Below are 17,267 nucleotides of genomic sequence, written 5' to 3'. Positions count from 1 at the left end.
GCATATTCATAGCGCATGAATATGTGACCTCCAAAAACTGCATACGCTGTTTTTCACAGTCGATTTTTGAATCTGCTTAATTCCAATCTTGCGAATTTAAATTTTATCAATCTTATGCAGCAATTTTTTCAATCAAGCCCATTTCTTCGCTGGACATCAATTTATCGATATCAACCAGAATCAGCATGCGTTCATCCAGTGTGCCCAAACCAATCAGGTAATCAGTATTGAAAGCAGTACCCATTTCCGGTGCTGGTTTGATCTGCTCTGGCGACAAGGTAATTACGTCAGAAACACTATCCACTACCATCCCAACCACACGTCCACCGATATTCAGAATGATGACCACTGTGAATTGGTCATAGGTTGGCTCACCCAGATTGAACTTGATGCGCATGTCGACGATAGGCACGATGATGCCGCGCAAGTTCACGACGCCTTTAACGAACTCCGGCGCATTCGCAATACGGGTCACGGCTTCATAACCGCGAATTTCCTGCACCTTCAAAATATCAATGCCGTATTCTTCTTTGCCCAGGGTAAAGGCAAGGAATTCATTTCCGGTTTCAGCGCCTGTCGTATTGTCTTTTACATTGTGAATCATGAGAGTTCTCCTATTCAGGAATAAATGGATTCATCGTTCAACTGACGGCTTGAACGCAGTAATGCTGCTACATCGATGATCAAGGACACACCGCCATCACCCAGAATGGTGGCACCCGAGATACCGGCGACCTTGCGATAGTTCGACTCCAGATTCTTGACTACGACTTGCTGCTGCCCGACCAGATCGTCGATAAACAAAGCTGCTTTACGTCCTTCCGACTCCAGAATAACCACTATGCCTTCTGATGGGTCGGTAAACCGTGGTTCTATATCGAACATTTTGTACAAGGGGATCAAAGGCAGGTAATCCCCGCGTACCTTGACCACTGTACCCTGCCCGCTGATTTCCTTCACATCATTCGATTCAGGTTGCAAGGATTCCACTACATAGCCCAAAGGCAGAATGTAGATCTCCTCACCCACCCTGATCGACATGCCATCCAGAATAGCCAAGGTCAAAGGTAATGAAATCGAGATAGTCGTACCAAAGCCCTTGCTGGAACGAATATCGACCACACCGCCCATGGCAGTGATATTTCGTTTGACGACATCCATCCCGACACCGCGGCCGGACACATCGGTCACCGCTTCTGCAGTTGAAAATCCAGGTGCAAAAATCAATTGCCAGACTTCTTCATCCGGCATGTCATCAGAAACATCCATCCCCTGCTGTTTCGCTTTGGCGAGAATTCTGTCACGGCTCAAACCACCGCCATCATCGCTCACCTCAATCATGATGTTGCCGCCCTGATGGCCGGCAGAGAGTGCAAGCTGACCGGCAGGCGCCTTGCCTGCCGCCGCCCGAACCTCAGGCATTTCAATCCCGTGATCGATACTGTTACGTACCAGGTGCGTCAAAGGATCAACAATGCGTTCAATCAAACCCTTGTCGAGCTCAGTCGCCGCACCATGGGTCACAAAGTCAACCTTCTTGCCCAGCTTGGCCGCGAGATCACGCACCATGCGCGGGAAACGGGAGAACACATAATCCATAGGCATCATGCGTATGGACATCACGGCTTCCTGCAAATCGCGGGTATTGCGCGTCAGTTGCGTCACACTATTTAGCAAACGTTCATGCAGCATGGGGTCGAGCGAATCCGTACGCTGTTCAATCATGGCCTGCGTGATCACCAGTTCGCCAACCAGGTTGATCAACTGATCGACTTTTTCTATACCAACGCGGATAGACGATGATTCTGCGCTGTTTACTATTTTATCTGCATCACGTTTAACGGCAGGTTTTTTATCTGTGGCAACAATGGCGTGAGGCGTTTCATCGGCATCATCATCTTCGGAATCCGCTGCTTTGCTTGCTGCGGGTGGCGCTATATCCAGCGGCACGAATGGTGCAAAGAAGCCGTAGCCTTGTTCGTTTTCCTGATCCTTGATCGCAATGGTGGAATGCAGTGGCTCAAAGAAACCAAAACCCTGCTTCTCCTCGGCCTGACTGCGCTCATCAATCGACAGCTTGGTGCCCGCCGATACAGGTACGGATTCTTCGGTAATTTTGAGGTCTTGCGGATCGAGAATGAAAGAGCAGATCGCAATAATGTCATCCGGCCCTTCATGCGTACTCAGAATGAAGAATGCGCGTTGATCCGGCAATACATCCTGACTAATTTCACCGAGCAAGCCCAGCTCTGCAGCCAGCGCTTCCACGTCGCGTGGAGGAACCTGGGGCAATTCGATACGAAAGCGTCTATCAGTACGCACTGGCGATGTCGCTGCTGAACCTGTCGTCACAGCAGCAGATGCTTGTACCGGTGCAGCCGCCTCGTCCTGCGACAGCGCTTCCAGAATCATGCGCACTTCGGCAACAGCGTCGAGATCGACTGGCGTGTGCAACCTGTGACCATCCAGCTGCATTTTCAAAATATCTTTGGCCGACAAAAAAGCATCGACATGCTCAGCCACCAGTGCCATCTCGCCTTTGCGTATGCGATCCAGCAAGGTTTCCAGCACGTGCGTTATTTCAGTCAGATCGGTAATACCAAACGTGGCAGCACCACCCTTGATAGAATGTGCGGCACGAAAAATCGCGTTCAGGTCTTCCGCATCAGGAGCTGATACGTCGACCGCCAACAACAATTTTTCCATCTCCGCCAGCAGTTCTTCGGTCTCGTCGAAAAACACCTGGAAGAACTGACTCATATCGATGGTCATTATTCCACTCCGGTTTTTATGCTCGTGATAATGCTTACGCGCATCGCGTGTCAGCCTATGACTTTTTTCACGACCTCAGTCAAGCGTTGCGGGTCAAACGGCTTAACCAGCCAACCATTTGCACCTGCCGCCCGTCCCTTGGCTTTCATCTCATCACTGGATTCCGTCGTCAGCATCAGAATCGGCACCTTCTGATAAGTTGGCAATGCGCGTAAGGCACGAATCAAGGAAAAACCGTCCATGCGCGGCATGTTTTGATCAGTCAGCACCAGATCAAAAATCTGTGCTTGCGCCTTGTCCAGCCCATCTTGTCCGTCTACCGCTTCGGTGACCTGATAGCCTGCAGCACGCAAGCTGAAAACCACCATCTGCCGTAATGAAGCAGAATCGTCGACCGCCAATATTGTCTTTGCCATTTTTACTCCTGCTAATACACGTTTCAGGTTTTTAAGCCCGCTAATCCAAATTTTTTCGCCGATCAAAACAGCTCAATGTCTCCGCTCTCCATGTGCGTCTGACAAACGGCCTTCCATAATTCTTTTTCCAGGTCCTGGCTTTCCGTCTTCAACGTTTCATTGATCTGGCTCAGCATTGCATGCAGTTGCTCATTACTCGCATTTACAGGAATGGCAATACTGCTGGTCCCAGTCACTTCCAGTACATCGCGAAATCCAACAACACGACGCAAAGTACGGCTAATCAGCTGGTTTGTCATATCCTGAAATTGCAAACCCGTCACCGCCGCATTCACGTGCTGATCAATTTGTGCCGATTTTGCCTTCAATGCCAACGTGGCTTCGGACGAGGCACTTGCACCCGTCGCCAATGCATCGACCATCTGCTGCTGTTCGGTGACTGCTGCATGAATCGCCATGAAACTGGCGCTCAGCTTCTCAATCGCTTCCGTGAGAAGAACGTTGGTCTGAATCAGATCAGTCTCTACTTCTGTCAGATGTTGTCTACCGTGATCAGACAAACCCGATAAAAGGTCCGTGACTTTCGACGCTAACGAATTATTTATTGTCATGGGAAAGACCCAGTCATTATTTCGTTTATTTGCCGTTAATTTTCTATTTTCCCGCAGCGGCTGCAGCGGCGGCCGTAGCTGTTGCGCTGGCTGTCGGCTTGGGCGCAACGGGAACAGAAGTCGGTTTCGGCACTGCCGCTGGTGCAGGCTGGACTACGCCTGATATATTGACACCTTTTTCCACTGTCTCTTTTGCAGTTTCCTCGTCGGCTACCTCTGCCGTCCGATTTTCTTTGGTGATGGAGTCTTCTGTTTTCTTATTCATCACGATAATACTAATGCGGCGATTAATCGGATTTAATGGATCTGTGGGATCAAACAACACGGCAGACGACAGACCAACAACGCGCAGCATTTTCGACTCGGCCATACCACCCGCAATCAATTCTCGACGTGATGCATTCGCCCGATCGGATGAAAGCTCCCAATTACTATAGCTTTTTTCACCACTGGAATACGGAGTTGCATCGGTATGCCCGGACAAGCTGATCCGGTTAGGAATGTCGTTGAGTGTTTTGGCAATCTCGTGCAGGATAATTTTGGTGTATGGCTGCAGTTCAGCCTTGGATAAGGCAAACATGGGACGGTTTTTTTCATCAACGATCTGGATGCGCAGGCCTTCAGATGTGATATCCAGCAAAAGCTGATTTTTATACTGACGCAAACTGGGATTTGAATCGATGGCTTCTTCAATCCGCTCTTTCAGGGATTTAAGACGCTCCATCTCTTGCCGCTCAAGCTCAGCGGCAGCCGCTTTCAAATTACTCTTTTTGGTTGGCGTCGCATCGTCACCTTGTTTTTGCTGACCATCAATGCGCGTCATGTCCTTGCCGCCGCCCTTGATTACACTGGTCGCGTCACCGCTGCCGGAACCACCCGCCATCGCCACCTTCAACGGTGTAGCGAAATAATCTGCGATCCCTTGCAAATTGCCTTTGGTCGTCGAGCCGAGCAACCACATCAGCAGGAAGAACGCCATCATCGCGGTCACGAAATCGGCGTAGGCAATTTTCCAGGTGCCGCCATGATGGCCGCCCCCGGATTTCTTGATACGTTTTACGATAATGGGACGGAGTCCTTCGTCAGCCATCTAAGTCTCCGCTAGGTTCTTCTATTTCTTTAGTTCTTATATATCAAGAATCTGTTTATTTTGTTTTCGATTGCTTGATGTGTTCTTCCAATTCGCTGAAAGAAGGACGTTCTGTCGAAAACAATACCTTACGACCAAACTCTACTGCCAGTGCCGGAGCATAACCGTTCAAGCTTGCCAGCAATGTGACTTTGACACATTGAAAAACCTTAGAGGATTCGTGTAATTTTTGCTCGAGTACGCTGGATATTGGAGACACAAAACCATAAGCCAATAAAATACCGAGGAAGGTACCAACCAGCGCATTCGCAATCAAAATACCCAGTTCTGCCGGCGGCAAACCGACCGACGCCATCGTGTGAACCACACCCATAACCGCCGCCACAATACCGAATGCCGGAAAACCGTCACCCAGTTTTGCAATGCAATGCACAGGGATTTCACCTTCAGCATGGTGAGTATCGATTTCGTTGTCCATCAAATTTTCAATCTGGAATGCGTCCATATTCCCGGACACCATCAATCGCAGATAGTCAGTGATGAACTCAATAATATGGTGATCCGCCAGAACGGCCGGATATTTGGTGAAGATAGCGCTTTCTTCAGGAGCATCGATATCACCTTCAATCGACATCAAACCTTCCTTGCGCACCTTGGTCAGGATTTCAAACAACAGTGTCATCAATTCCATATACAAGGATTTTGTATATTTGGAGCCCTTGAGGACACTAGGCAAAGCCTTCAGCGTTGCCTTGATCGCTTTACCGTTATTTCCGACAAAAAATGCACCGGTTGCAGCTCCACCAATCATCAATAATTCGACGGGTTGAAACAACGCAGCGATATGACCACCCGCCAGTACGAATCCCCCAAAAACCGATGCGAGGACGACAATATATCCGATGATAACTAACAAGCGTGTGCTCCGATTTTTGGATTTAGGATGCCATTATTGCCTCAACAATTGCCAATACGCAACCGAGATGATTGCCCGCTTGTCCGAGCGGCGCACTTAACTCGAGTTTTTGGGCATGGCTATATAGGCTTTCAACGGCTTTAATTGCAAGAACTTGAATCAAATCGTCGCACAAGAATCCCTAACAATCCTACATACGCCAACCATAAATTTTCGGATTATTTGCAACAGGAGATACCGTGAAAGTTGGTTCCACATGCGGAATCGGAAACTCATAACTCAACAACATCGTGTCGTGCCGCATTTCAGTGCGCGCTTTCTCCCACAAGGCTGGCATTGCTACTGGAGATAAATACGCAAACACGACGTCGTATTCGGCAAAATTCAAGTGCCCATAATCGCCACGCGTAAATTGAGCCGAGCTCCGCGTGAAGCGTGCGCGTAACATACTCACCAACCACGGCAACGGTGCAATTTCTATACCAAGAAAATGACTATCCGGGCGGCGCTTCGCCAAATTCAAAACCAAACCGCCCAAACCACTACCGATATCGATCAGATGAACACTTCTATCGTTCGGCAATAACTCGGCCACTGCATCCCAAGTCGTCAGATTCGATGGATAAAAAGGAACCTGAGTGCGAAAAGTGCTCCAGTACAAAAATAGAAAAATGAGAAAGGCAAACAGGAAAAGGTAGGACGGCAGTTGTAACAACAGGGCAAAAAGCAAAACGAAAGGAAAGAAAAACTGAATAGCAATCCACCATGAAGCCAGGCCACGCCAGCATGAAAAACCTGCCGCGACCGCGCCCTGAAGAAATGCGATGACCAGGATATGCATCGTTATACCGAGAATCGCCCCCAGACTTCGGGCGATCAGCAAAACGATAAAAAAAGAAAGGATTTGAAAAAAAAGAGCCTGCACTGCAGGCACGTTGAATAAATATCTAGGTTCGGGCGACGCCGGTTTTGCGCCGGAGCGCCGCACTTTCTTCACTCAGACACTCTTTCCAGAAATTAAACCATCCGGTCACGCCACCAGCAAAGCTGCATCCATTTTGGCTCGTTTGGTTTTACCGGCTCTGGACGGCATGTGGCACAGGCCGCATGTGTAATTGGCATTCAAATCCAGCCGATGCACTACAAAATGACCACTGCATTCGCTGCAGCATGCCGTCGCCAGCATTTTACTATCGAAAAATCGAACCAGGGTCCAGGCGCGCGTCAAAGACAAGACAGGCTCGCCATCTTCGCCCATATCAACCTGCTCCAGATACAGCTTGTACGCTTTCGTTACTGCGTGAATGCCGGAAATCTGCGCATGCTCAACCAGATATTTGTAAATACCAATGAAAAGCGAAGAATGAATATTCGGCTGCCATGTAATAAACCAGTCTGTCGAAAATGGCAACATTCCTTTTGGTGGGGAAACACCGCGCAGTTCTTTATATAGCTTCAGCAAGCGTTCGCGCGAAAGAGAGGTTTCCGACTCCAGCAACTGCAATCTTGCACCCAGATTAATCAGTTCTATGGCGAGTTGAATCTCTTGGGATTCTGTCACAACACTTTTCTTGGCCATGTTCGCGCTCTTCGGAAGAGTTACAGCAATTTGATCGGATGGACTAAGGCAGCGGCTATTTACGTTAAGCGATTTGCTCAACAGCCTGACCGGCCATCAAGATCGCTGCATGCGAATGTGCCAACGAACGGTCTTTGTTGTAATTGGTCAGCATGCCAAGGATGGCACCATCGTCGAATCGAAATCGGGCCAACATCATGTTCGCTCCTGCCAATTTCAAGATTTGGGCATTGTTCATGCCTTCGATCAAATCAGCGATTTCGTTACTGATACCCAGGCGGAAGATTGCAGTTGCCTTGTCGGCACGAATCATTTGTTGCGCCAGCATCAGGTAACCCAGATTAGCGTCGCGAATTTCTGCAATGATGTCGTTATTTGTCATGTGTATCCCCTTACCTGTGAATGTCTGTGGCCACATTTGTGAGCCAGTGAATGCATTCTGATTCGGGAAACAAATGCCTGAAATAGGCACTACTCGGTATTTTTATACAGAGAAGACGACAATAGGCCGGTAGGCGTTTGTCTTACAAACGTCGACCAGCATAGGATACGCTCAACATGAAATTGAGCGAAGAATGGCTTGCATATTACTTCTGAGCATTTATTGCCAACTCAAAAGTTTTTCCAAAAACAACGACGAAAAATAATTTTTAACTATTTTTAGTAACTAAAATTCTTAAAAATATTTGATAAAAACAGTGAAAAAATCTTCTTTTTTTACCCTCTTGTATCTTTAACGGCACGCTTTTGCAAAACTTTAGGGTTCAAGCAAAATAAATTTAAAATATTTTTATACCGTTATCTAAGTTTGGTAACGGCAGCGACTTTCAAAACTTTAGGGTCCGGTCCAAATTATTTTCGATTTTTTGCATAATTCTTGTTTTCCATCCTTGTTTCGACTCTGCATTTCTTCCAACAAACGCATCATGCTTATGAAATGTGTCCATGTTGTGTGTCGCTTGTATCGAAGCAGATACATACACTTAGTAATTGCCCCCGTACCCAGAGTCAAAACTTGGTGAAAAAAACCTCAGAAAACAAAATTAGTTAATAAAATTAAAAGTTACATATATTTTTATTAACATTCACCAGTCGGCAATTCCTTCAATACAAGATCAAATACACCGATGCCGAAATTGCCGAAAAAATCTGCTATTGTGAGATCGGATATTCCATCCTCAACCTAAAGGAGACTCTTATGGATTTGGTAGAAAAATTCGATGCCAAAGGAAAAACAGGGGCTGGTTACCATGTGGAGGTTTTTCAAACCCCGGTAGAAACGGCGGATGAGGGACAACCAGGCAGCAAAACCTACAAGCTTGCAGATGGACGCGCATTGGATCCGCTATCCGATGCCAAATTCAAGATTATTCAAACTGGAGAAAAAATCTATCGCGTGTAGCTCATCAGCTTTCATCGCCGCAGTGGAAAGAATTTGAAAAGTTGATGCAGATACGAGTATTCGCCTACAAAAAAGCCCGCAATTAATTGCGGGCTTTTTTTATGAGCGAAATAAATTCGCGCGACCATTCAGATCAGCTTCAGAAGTACTGTTGAACGATTTCGCCAAAGGCAGCTTCCGCCGACATGCCATTCTTCATCAAGTTGCTGACTTCCTGTGAATAGGCGCGAATACCTTCCGGCAGTTTTTGAACATTGTTTTTGAAGTACTCATATTTCTGCACATCGATCAAATCACCCACCTTCGCCGCAGCAGGACTACTACCGGTCCTACTATGTGAGCTGACACGAGCGGTACGCGCACTGACAGTCTTTTTGACACCAACGCCAGCTATCCAGGCTTTGACCTGCTCCAGCGTCAATACAGTGGTGGCATTGCTACCTGTGAATTCATCTTCTTGCGGGTGCATCAAATGATGATTGCCATTGAAGGCCATTTTTTTATCAAAGGTGTTGATGACCTGGTAGTTCGGCGTCTGCCCACTGGTCAAACTGAATTGCACGCGCTCGCCATATGACGTCATTTGCGCGACCACACCGTTCAAATACTCTACCGTCAGCGTATCCATGCTGCCGTTCCAGCGTTTACTTCTTTTCGTGTTCAAAATGCGTTGTTCCAGTAAAAGTGACTTGATCCAATTCGACCAAAGAAAAAAAGCCCTTGATTTGCATCAAGGGCTTTCAATTCTTGGAGGAGGCGGTGGGAGTCGAACCCACGATACGAGTTTAAGCCCGTATGCTTCCTTAGCAGGGAAGTGCCTTCGACCACTCGGCCACGCCTCCACATTACTTCAGTAGCTTCAAACTGCCCGCCACTGCAAGGTTCAGTATCATAACTTTTCAGGCATGTCTGGTCAACCAAACTATGCCATCAAAATATGACTTAATTGTTTTTTTCCAGATCGAAGGTTTTGTGCAATGCGCGCACTGCCAGTTCCATGTATTTTTCATCGATCAGAACGGAAATCTTGATTTCAGAAGTCGAGATCATCTGAATATTAATACCCTCTTCCGACAAGGTGCGGAACATTTGCGAAGCGATACCGACGTGGCTGCGCATGCCGACACCGACCACGGACACTTTCGATACCTTGGTGTCACCTTGAACACTGGCAGCGCCTATATGCAGCTTGACGCTGTCATTCAGTACATCGACTGCCTTTGCATACTCGCTACGCGGTACGGTAAAGGTGAAATCTGTTTTGCCGTCGACTGATTGATTTTGAATGATCATGTCGACTTCAATATTCGCTGCAGCGATCGGACCAAGGATCTGATAAGCGATGCCTGGGCGATCCGGCACGCCTAACACAGTGATCTTCGCTTCATCGCGATTGAATGCAATACCGGTGATAGCGGCTTGTTCCATATTTGTATCTTCCTCAAACGAAATCAGTGTGCCGGATTTTGCTTCTTCTTCCAGCGACATCATAGGGTCGGTCAGCGACGACAACACGCGCGTCGGCATCTTGTAGTTGCCGGCAAATTCGACTGAGCGTATCTGCAGCACTTTCGAACCGAGCGACGCCATTTCGAGCATCTCTTCAAACGTAACGGTATTCAAGCGACGCGCTTCAGACACGACGCGTGGGTCGGTGGTGTATACGCCATCAACGTCGGTATAAATCAAGCATTCCTGCGCCTGCAGTGCGACGGCAACAGCAACCGCGGAAGTATCTGAACCGCCGCGTCCCAGCGTCGCGATATTGCCTTCATCATCGACTCCCTGAAAACCGGTAATGATGACAATGCGACCAGCGTCCAGATCTTTTTTTACTTTCACATCATCGATCGATTGAATCCGTGCTTTGGTGAAGGCCGAGTCGGTCTTGATCGCAACCTGCCAACCTGCGTAAGACACAGCTTCCTTGCCTATCGATTGCAAGGCCATTGCCAGCAAGGCCACGGAAACCTGCTCGCCGGTCGAAGCCAGCATGTCCAGTTCGCGCGGACTTGGTTGCGTCATCAACTCTTTTGCCAAGCCGATCAAACGATTCGTTTCGCCGGACATGGCCGACGGCACTACGACGATTTGATACCCAGCGTCATGCCATTTGGCAACGCGTCTGGCGACATTCTTGATGCGCTCGGTAGAGCCCATCGACGTGCCGCCGTATTTGTGAACGATTAAAGCCATAAGGATAGAAAAAACACGCTTGAAAAAAGAGAGAGGCTGGAAAAATCAACCCACGACTTTACAGCTTGCAGCGCAGAATGACAAGCCCGCCTAGGCTTTCCAGCCATTTTCTGCTTGTCAAATAACCAAAAAATGCGGACAAGCACCTTTAGCGTTAATCGAATTGCCAGCGAATCTGGATATGCGGCCCGGCTTCGCTGCTGAGTTGGTGGCAATCCATGCCGATTCCCGCTGCAAACAATAATTGCTTGCCCGCGAAAACCAGCGGTAAGCGTTCGCGCTCCCATGCGGGAACATCGCAGGCCTGGTAATGATATTTCAGACTTTTGGTAGGACGATTCCATGCCGGCTTCAGACGTTCACCGCCACTACGCAACTGTAGCGACAAAGCTTGTGAACCTAGCCAGGCTGCAGCTATGCCCTGCTCTGCCTTCTCAAAAAAAAGCGTGCCGCTGAATTCTGCAAAATGAATCGATGCCTCGCCTTTCCAAGTGAAGGCTACTGGCGCTTGCTCCAACGTTTCTGGAGCTAGCTTGGGCGTAATGAAAACACGATCGCGATGACGGCGAATATGACAATCGGCATGCGTCACACATAATTGCGCGTCGTGTTTGGCTTCCAGCAGTTGCGTGCGCATTTCATTGAGCCAGGACGTCGATGGCATGCGCACACCGCGTAGACCAAACCAATAACGCAGCATGTTATCGATACGATCCGCGCTGAAATTTTTCAGCTTCGTAATGTCGAGGCATTCGCCATCCAGACACTGCGTCAAATCCTGTTCTGCCAACTCTATCAACAAGCGCTGCGCCGATTGTGCGTGTTGCGCGGTACGTGCAAAGCGTTGCTGGAAACCGGGGAAATGTTGCGCCAGTGTCGGCATCACTTGATGGCGCAAGGCATTGCGTGCATAACGCGGATCGAGGTTGGATTCATCCTCGACAAAAGCGATAGCATTGCTGGTGACGATTTTTTCCAGATCGGCGCGTGCCAGTTGCAGCAATGGTCGTCCCATCAGCAAAGTCGCATCGCCCAGCAAATCCGCCGCATGATTGGCACTATCCATACCGGACAATCCTGCCACGCCGGAGCCTCGCAACAATTGCAGCATCACGGTTTCTGCCTGATCGTCCTGATGATGCGCAGTCAACAATAAAGGCACATCATGCGTACGGCACATTTCGCCCAAGGCGGCATAGCGACTATGGCGCGCGGCTTCTTCGACCCCACTCTTTTCCTGATTCGCTATTTGCACGCGCCGCGCATCAAATACCACGTTCAACTCGGCACATTGCTGCTCGCAATGTGCCAGCCACTGATCGGCATTCGCGCTCAATCCGTGATGCACATGGAAGGCAAACAATTCGAGTTCATGTTGCGTTGCATATGCGCGCAGCAGATGCAGCAAGGCGGCAGAATCCAGACCTCCGCTATAAGCAATGGCTATCTTTTGCGTAGTAGATCCGGAAAGAGAAACGCGCGTCCGGATTTCCCCTAACGCGCGTTCAAATTCACTTTGCGTTGCCGCAATGTTTTTATTGCTCAAGGCTCATTCCGGTGTGGTGATCTCTTTGAATTTACCGTAGCTCATCAATTTTTCATGACGTGCAGCCAACAGATCCTTGGTTTTCATGCCCTGGAACTGACGCACGGTATCAGCCAATGCGCGTTTGACCAATGCGGCCATCTGTTTCGGATCGCGATGTGCACCGCCCAGTGGTTCATTGATGATCTTGTCAATCAAGCCCATCGCCTTCAAGCGATGTGCGGTCAGACCCAAGGCTTCTGCTGCATCGGATGCGCGTTCTGCGGACTTCCACAAAATCGATGCGCAACCTTCTGGCGAAATCACCGAGTAAGTCGAGTATTGCAACATCAGTACTGCATCGCCAACTGCAATCGCCAGTGCGCCGCCGGAACCGCCTTCGCCGATGATTGTGGCAATCAGCGGCACTTTCAATTCCGCCATCACGTACAGATTGTGGCCGATCGCTTCCGACTGGCCACGTTCTTCTGCATCGATACCCGGGAATGCGCCCGGTGTGTCGACGAAGGTGAATACTGGCAAACCAAATTTTTCCGCGAGCTTCATCAGGCGCATCGCCTTGCGATAGCCTTCTGGTTTCGGCATACCGAAATTACGCATGCTGCGTTCCTTGGTATCACGCCCTTTTTGATGGCCAATGACCATACAAGGCATACCGTTGAAACGGGCTAGGCCACCGACGATGGACAAATCATCCGCATAGCTGCGATCGCCGTGCAATTCGTGGAAGTCGGTGAAAATTTCATTCACATAATCCATGGTGTATGGACGTTGTGGATGACGGGCAATCTGCGACACTTGCCATGGCGTGAGCTTGGCGTAGATATCTTTGGTCAGTTGCTGGCTTTTCTTCGACAGTCTATCAATCTCTTCCGAGATATCGACTGCAGAATCATCTTGTACAAAGCGCAGCTCTTCGATCTTGGAATCGAGTTCTGCAATCGGCTGTTCAAAGCCCAGGAAAGTCGTTTTACTCATCGTGCCTCCTTCTGTTCAACACGAGGTGGATTTCGTATATGTTTAATTTGTTGCCGGTGCTGCGTCCAGACTGCGCCACAGATACCAGGTTGCCACTGTGCGATACGGTTCCCAATTCGCCGCGACTTCGCGCGCGTCACTACGGGAAACCGGCTCGCCCGAAAAGTAGTTGCGGCTAATGCCAGCCAGCAAACCAAGATCGTCCAACGGTAATATATTCGGCCGGAGCAGATTAAATATCAAAAACATCTCCGCTGTCCAGCGTCCGATGCCTCGAATTTGAATCAAATCGGCAATAACGTCTTCATCCGCCATCTCGGTCCACTTGTCAAAATTGACACGTTTCGCCTTGAAATGGTCGGCCAGATCGAGAATGTACTCGGATTTTCGTTTGGATAAACCACAAGCAGCCAGCTTGTCGCCAGCCTTGACGACCTGTGCCGGCGTGCACTTTGGGCAAACTTCGAGAAATCGTTGCCAGATGCTATCCGCAGCCTTGACGGAAATCTGCTGGCTGATGATGGAACGCGCCAGCGTAGAAAACGGTTCGCTGCGGCCCACCAGATGTAAATCGCCAAACTGTGGAATCAGCTTGCGCATGATGCGGTCGCGTTTCATCAACTCGACCTTCGCTTCCTCCCAGTAGGATGGCAGGAGAAGCATTTCATCAGCGGCAATCATCTTTACCATCTAGCTTAAGCCCTTCGCCATTCGGTCAAACCGCCAGATTTATCTTCAAGAATGATGCCCTTTTCCAGCAGGCCCGCACGGATGCGATCGGCTTCAGCAAAATTCTTTTCTTTTTTAGCATGCACGCGTGCGGCAATTTGCTCTGCAACAAAAGTTTCCAGATCGCTACCGTCTTCTGTACTTGCCAATCCGGCACGCAAAAATTCCTGCGCCGGTCGTTGCAGAAGACCGACTATACCAGCCAGTTTGACTAACTGGCGTGCCAGCACTGCGGATTTATTTTTATTGATTTCATTTGCCAGTTCAAACAGAACGGCAATTGCCAATGGCGTATTAAAGTCATCGTTCATCGCATCCGCAAAGCGAACTGCGTGAGCTTCTGCCATATCCAGGGGCAAGTCATCTGGCGCGACTTCTTTCAACGCAGTGTACATACGCGTCAACGCATTGCGGGCGTCATCCAAGTGCGCATCGGAATAATTCAACTGACTGCGATAATGCGCACGCAAGATAAAGAAGCGCACCACTTCGTGATCGAATTTCTCCAGCACTTCACGGATCGTGAAAAAATTGCCCAAGGACTTGGACATTTTTTCATTGTCGACACGCACAAAACCATTGTGCATCCAGTAGTTGACGAAGGTGTGCTTGCTCGCGCCTTCAGACTGAGCAATTTCATTTTCATGATGTGGAAATTGCAAATCTGCACCGCCACCATGAATATCAAATTGCTCACCGAGTAAATCGCAGGCCATTGCCGAGCATTCAATATGCCAGCCTGGACGGCCGCTACCCCATTTGGACGACCACTTTACTTCTTCCGGCTCTGACTCTTTAGATGACTTCCATAATACGAAGTCCAGTGGATCGCGCTTGCCTGTATTCACATCAACGCGTTCGCCTGCACGCAAATCATCCAGCGATTTGCCGGACAATTTGCCGTAACCTGGAAAGTCACGCACCGAATAATTGACGTCGCCATCGGATGATTTATACGCGAGGCCATTGCGCTCCAGCGTTTCAATCAGGCCCAGCATTTGCGGCACATAGTTGGTCGCGCGCGGTTCGTGATCGGGTTTTTGCACACCCAGCGCAGCGGCATCTTCATCCATCGCATCGATAAAACGTTGCGTCAGTTGCGAAATCGATTCGCCGTTTTCTGCAGCACGCTTGATGATCTTGTCGTCGATGTCGGTGATATTGCGTACGTAAGTGACTTCGTAACCTGATGTACGCAACCAACGCTGTACCAGATCGAATACCACCATGACGCGCGCATGCCCGATGTGGCAATAGTCGTACACCGTCATGCCGCACACATACATCCGGACTTTGCCCGGATCAATAGGAGTAAACGACTGCTTCTCACGCGCCAGCGTATTGTAGATCTTCAGGGCACTCATGAATGGTTGTCTGTTTCGGCCAGGAATTTGTTGCGAGACTTTTAGTAGTTGCAAGACTTGATACGCATCATCAACGCGTATCAGCAAATCCCGGCGCTGATGCGACTAGGTCGCCAAAACACTTTGTCATACTACTTTTTGATAAAATGCACGTTTTTGCGGCAGTATAGCATTGATGAAATACTCTTCTGCTACGTTGGAATTCTGTTTGAGTTTGCTAGTTGTTATCGGCAAGCCGGTAATAAATTTTCTTGCAACACAATAAACACACACGCCAATCAAAACTTAAATTCTCCGGCTGCATCAGATCAAACGCCTAACTTGCGAGCGGGACGGCATAATATGACAGTGTCGGTATTCGTGCAACAGGGCAACGAATACAGTTTTAGAAATTTTGCTTAAGTAGAGCAACAAGAATCGAAAAATTGCAGGTTCGTATTTTTATAAACGTAACCAATACATAAACGCACCAAACGAATGAAGGAAGCCAGAATGAAATTCTCCCGTCGTCATGTCATGACCATGATTGCAGCGCTCTCTCTATCAGGCGCAATGCAATTGGCTCAAGCAGCAGATGCTCCTCGTGTTGTATTGAAAACAAATCTGGGCGATATCGAACTGGAATTGAATTCGGAAAAAGCACCGAAAACGGTAGAAAACTTTTTGCAATACGTGAAAAGCGGCCAGTACAACGGCACGATTTTCCACCGTGTGATTGGTAGTTTCATGATTCAAGGCGGCGGCTTCGACAAGAACATGCGCGAAAAAACAACGCGTGCACCTATCCGCAATGAAGCGCAAAACGGCTTGAAGAATGATATCTACACCATTGCGATGGCACGTACCGGCGACCCGCATTCTGCTACCGCACAATTCTTTATCAACACCAATAACAACAACATGCTGAACTATCCAGGCACAGACGGTTGGGGTTATGCAGTGTTTGGCAAAGTCGTCAAAGGTGTGGAAGTCGTCGACAAGATCAAACAAGTCAGTACAGGTAACCGCGGACCGTATCAGGACGTTCCGGTTCAGGCAGTTGTGATCGAATCCGCGACCATCACACAATAAATTACGCAATATTTTAAAATTCACTCATTCAGCTTCACTTAGTCAGTTTCACTTTACATAGATCAAGGAATAATATGGCAGTCATCCTCACCACCAACCACGGCAAAATCACCATCGAACTCGACGCAGAAAAAGCGCCTAAGACGGTTGAAAACTTTTTGGCCTACGTTAACTCCGGTCACTACGCCGGCACCATTTTTCACCGTGTGATCGACGGCTTTATGATTCAAGGCGGTGGTTTTGAACCAGGCATGAAACAAAAACCAACCAACGCTACAGTTGAAAACGAAGCCAAAAACGGCCTCAAGAACGACATCTACACCTTGGCAATGGCGCGCACTTCGGATCCGCATTCGGCTTCTGCCCAATTTTTCATCAACATCAACAACAACACTTTCCTCGACTATCCAGGTCAAGACGGTTGGGGTTACTGCGTATTCGGCAAAGTCACTGATGGCAGCGATGTCGTCGAAAAAATCAAATCAGTCAAAACCACACGCAGCGGCATGTTTGCTGACGTACCAGTGGAAGATGTCGTCATCGAAAAAGCAGAAGTCATCTAATCATCACTTCTGACTTGCATTATTCTCGACGCAC

At 48.7% G+C, this 17,267-nt stretch carries 18 protein-coding genes and 1 tRNA gene; 3 read left to right on the top strand and 16 right to left on the bottom strand.

From position 1 onward, the window contains the following. Window positions 1-112: 112 nt before the first annotated feature. From Hfont_RS09920 to flhD, 9 genes are all read right to left on the bottom strand, one after another. Window positions 113-604: a chemotaxis protein CheW gene (locus Hfont_RS09920; protein WP_112992209.1), complete on the bottom strand. Its 492-nt coding sequence runs from the start codon at window positions 602-604 to the stop codon at window positions 113-115. A 14-nt stretch (window positions 605-618) separates the two neighbouring features. Further along, window positions 619-2,772 (bottom strand): chemotaxis protein CheA, encoded by a 2,154-nt coding sequence (gene cheA / locus Hfont_RS09915; protein WP_112992208.1) that lies wholly within the window; start codon window positions 2,770-2,772, stop codon window positions 619-621. Window positions 2,773-2,822: 50 nt separating this feature from the next. Beyond that, window positions 2,823-3,188: a response regulator gene (locus Hfont_RS09910; RefSeq protein ID WP_112992207.1), complete on the bottom strand. Its 366-nt coding sequence runs from the start codon at window positions 3,186-3,188 to the stop codon at window positions 2,823-2,825. Between the two features lie 62 nt (window positions 3,189-3,250). Beyond that, window positions 3,251-3,799 (bottom strand): chemotaxis protein, encoded by a 549-nt coding sequence (locus Hfont_RS09905; protein WP_112992206.1) that lies wholly within the window; start codon window positions 3,797-3,799, stop codon window positions 3,251-3,253. Between the two features lie 43 nt (window positions 3,800-3,842). Continuing rightward, a complete protein-coding gene (gene motB, locus Hfont_RS09900; RefSeq protein WP_112992205.1) occupies window positions 3,843-4,889 on the bottom strand; it encodes a flagellar motor protein MotB in 1,047 nt (348 codons plus the stop codon). A gap of 55 nt (window positions 4,890-4,944) precedes the next feature. After that, complete coding sequence (gene motA / locus Hfont_RS09895; RefSeq protein ID WP_112992204.1) at window positions 4,945-5,805, bottom strand: flagellar motor stator protein MotA; 861 nt, start codon at window positions 5,803-5,805, stop codon at window positions 4,945-4,947. A gap of 190 nt (window positions 5,806-5,995) precedes the next feature. Then, window positions 5,996-6,646: a class I SAM-dependent methyltransferase gene (locus Hfont_RS09890; RefSeq protein WP_241523068.1), complete on the bottom strand. Its 651-nt coding sequence runs from the start codon at window positions 6,644-6,646 to the stop codon at window positions 5,996-5,998. A gap of 189 nt (window positions 6,647-6,835) precedes the next feature. After that, window positions 6,836-7,384: a flagellar transcriptional regulator FlhC gene (gene flhC / locus Hfont_RS09885; protein ID WP_112992202.1), complete on the bottom strand. Its 549-nt coding sequence runs from the start codon at window positions 7,382-7,384 to the stop codon at window positions 6,836-6,838. A 64-nt stretch (window positions 7,385-7,448) separates the two neighbouring features. After that, entirely contained in the window at window positions 7,449-7,766 is a 318-nt protein-coding gene (gene flhD / locus Hfont_RS09880) for a flagellar transcriptional regulator FlhD (RefSeq protein WP_112992201.1), read from the bottom strand. Between the two features lie 816 nt (window positions 7,767-8,582). On the opposite strand from flhD, the gene Hfont_RS09875 reads away from it, so the two are divergent. Continuing rightward, a complete protein-coding gene (locus Hfont_RS09875) occupies window positions 8,583-8,786 on the top strand; it encodes a hypothetical protein (protein ID WP_112992200.1) in 204 nt (67 codons plus the stop codon). Between the two features lie 139 nt (window positions 8,787-8,925). Here Hfont_RS09875 and Hfont_RS09870 read toward each other — a convergent pair whose 3' ends face one another. From Hfont_RS09870 to cysS, 7 genes are all read right to left on the bottom strand, one after another. Then, a complete protein-coding gene (locus Hfont_RS09870; protein ID WP_241523067.1) occupies window positions 8,926-9,414 on the bottom strand; it encodes a hypothetical protein in 489 nt (162 codons plus the stop codon). Window positions 9,415-9,534: 120 nt separating this feature from the next. Then, window positions 9,535-9,628: transfer RNA gene (locus tag Hfont_RS09865), tRNA-Ser, on the bottom strand. A 100-nt stretch (window positions 9,629-9,728) separates the two neighbouring features. Beyond that, window positions 9,729-10,982 (bottom strand): aspartate kinase, encoded by a 1,254-nt coding sequence (locus tag Hfont_RS09860; RefSeq protein ID WP_112992198.1) that lies wholly within the window; start codon window positions 10,980-10,982, stop codon window positions 9,729-9,731. A 154-nt stretch (window positions 10,983-11,136) separates the two neighbouring features. Beyond that, window positions 11,137-12,528, bottom strand: a complete 1,392-nt coding sequence (tilS, locus tag Hfont_RS09855) for a tRNA lysidine(34) synthetase TilS (RefSeq protein ID WP_112992197.1) — start codon at window positions 12,526-12,528, stop codon at window positions 11,137-11,139. Between the two features lie 3 nt (window positions 12,529-12,531). Continuing rightward, entirely contained in the window at window positions 12,532-13,506 is a 975-nt protein-coding gene (locus Hfont_RS09850; protein ID WP_112992196.1) for an acetyl-CoA carboxylase carboxyltransferase subunit alpha, read from the bottom strand. A gap of 42 nt (window positions 13,507-13,548) precedes the next feature. Then, window positions 13,549-14,169 carry a DNA-3-methyladenine glycosylase family protein gene (locus tag Hfont_RS09845; RefSeq protein WP_241523066.1) on the bottom strand — a complete coding sequence of 207 codons (621 nt, stop codon included), beginning with the start codon at window positions 14,167-14,169 and terminating at the stop codon, window positions 13,549-13,551. A gap of 32 nt (window positions 14,170-14,201) precedes the next feature. Beyond that, complete coding sequence (gene cysS / locus Hfont_RS09840) at window positions 14,202-15,599, bottom strand: cysteine--tRNA ligase (protein ID WP_112992194.1); 1,398 nt, start codon at window positions 15,597-15,599, stop codon at window positions 14,202-14,204. 492 nt (window positions 15,600-16,091) lie between these two features. Here cysS and Hfont_RS09835 point away from each other — a divergent pair, with 492 nt between their 5' ends. Both Hfont_RS09835 and Hfont_RS09830 read left to right on the top strand, forming a co-directional pair. Then, the gene (locus tag Hfont_RS09835) at window positions 16,092-16,670 is read left to right on the top strand and encodes a peptidylprolyl isomerase (protein ID WP_112992193.1); all 579 of its coding nucleotides are present in this window, start codon (window positions 16,092-16,094) and stop codon (window positions 16,668-16,670) included. A 74-nt stretch (window positions 16,671-16,744) separates the two neighbouring features. Next, window positions 16,745-17,233, top strand: coding sequence for a peptidylprolyl isomerase (locus Hfont_RS09830; RefSeq protein ID WP_112992192.1), 489 nt, complete (start codon window positions 16,745-16,747; stop codon window positions 17,231-17,233). Window positions 17,234-17,267: the final 34 nt, after the last annotated feature.

Origin of the sequence: Herminiimonas fonticola, assembly GCF_003293745.1 — a bacterium.
In the GTDB taxonomy this organism is placed as follows: Bacteria; Pseudomonadota; Gammaproteobacteria; order Burkholderiales; family Burkholderiaceae_D; genus Oxalicibacterium; species Oxalicibacterium fonticola.
The sequence above is the reverse complement of the archived record's forward strand: the minus strand, read 5'-3'. Positions and strand labels throughout refer to the sequence as shown.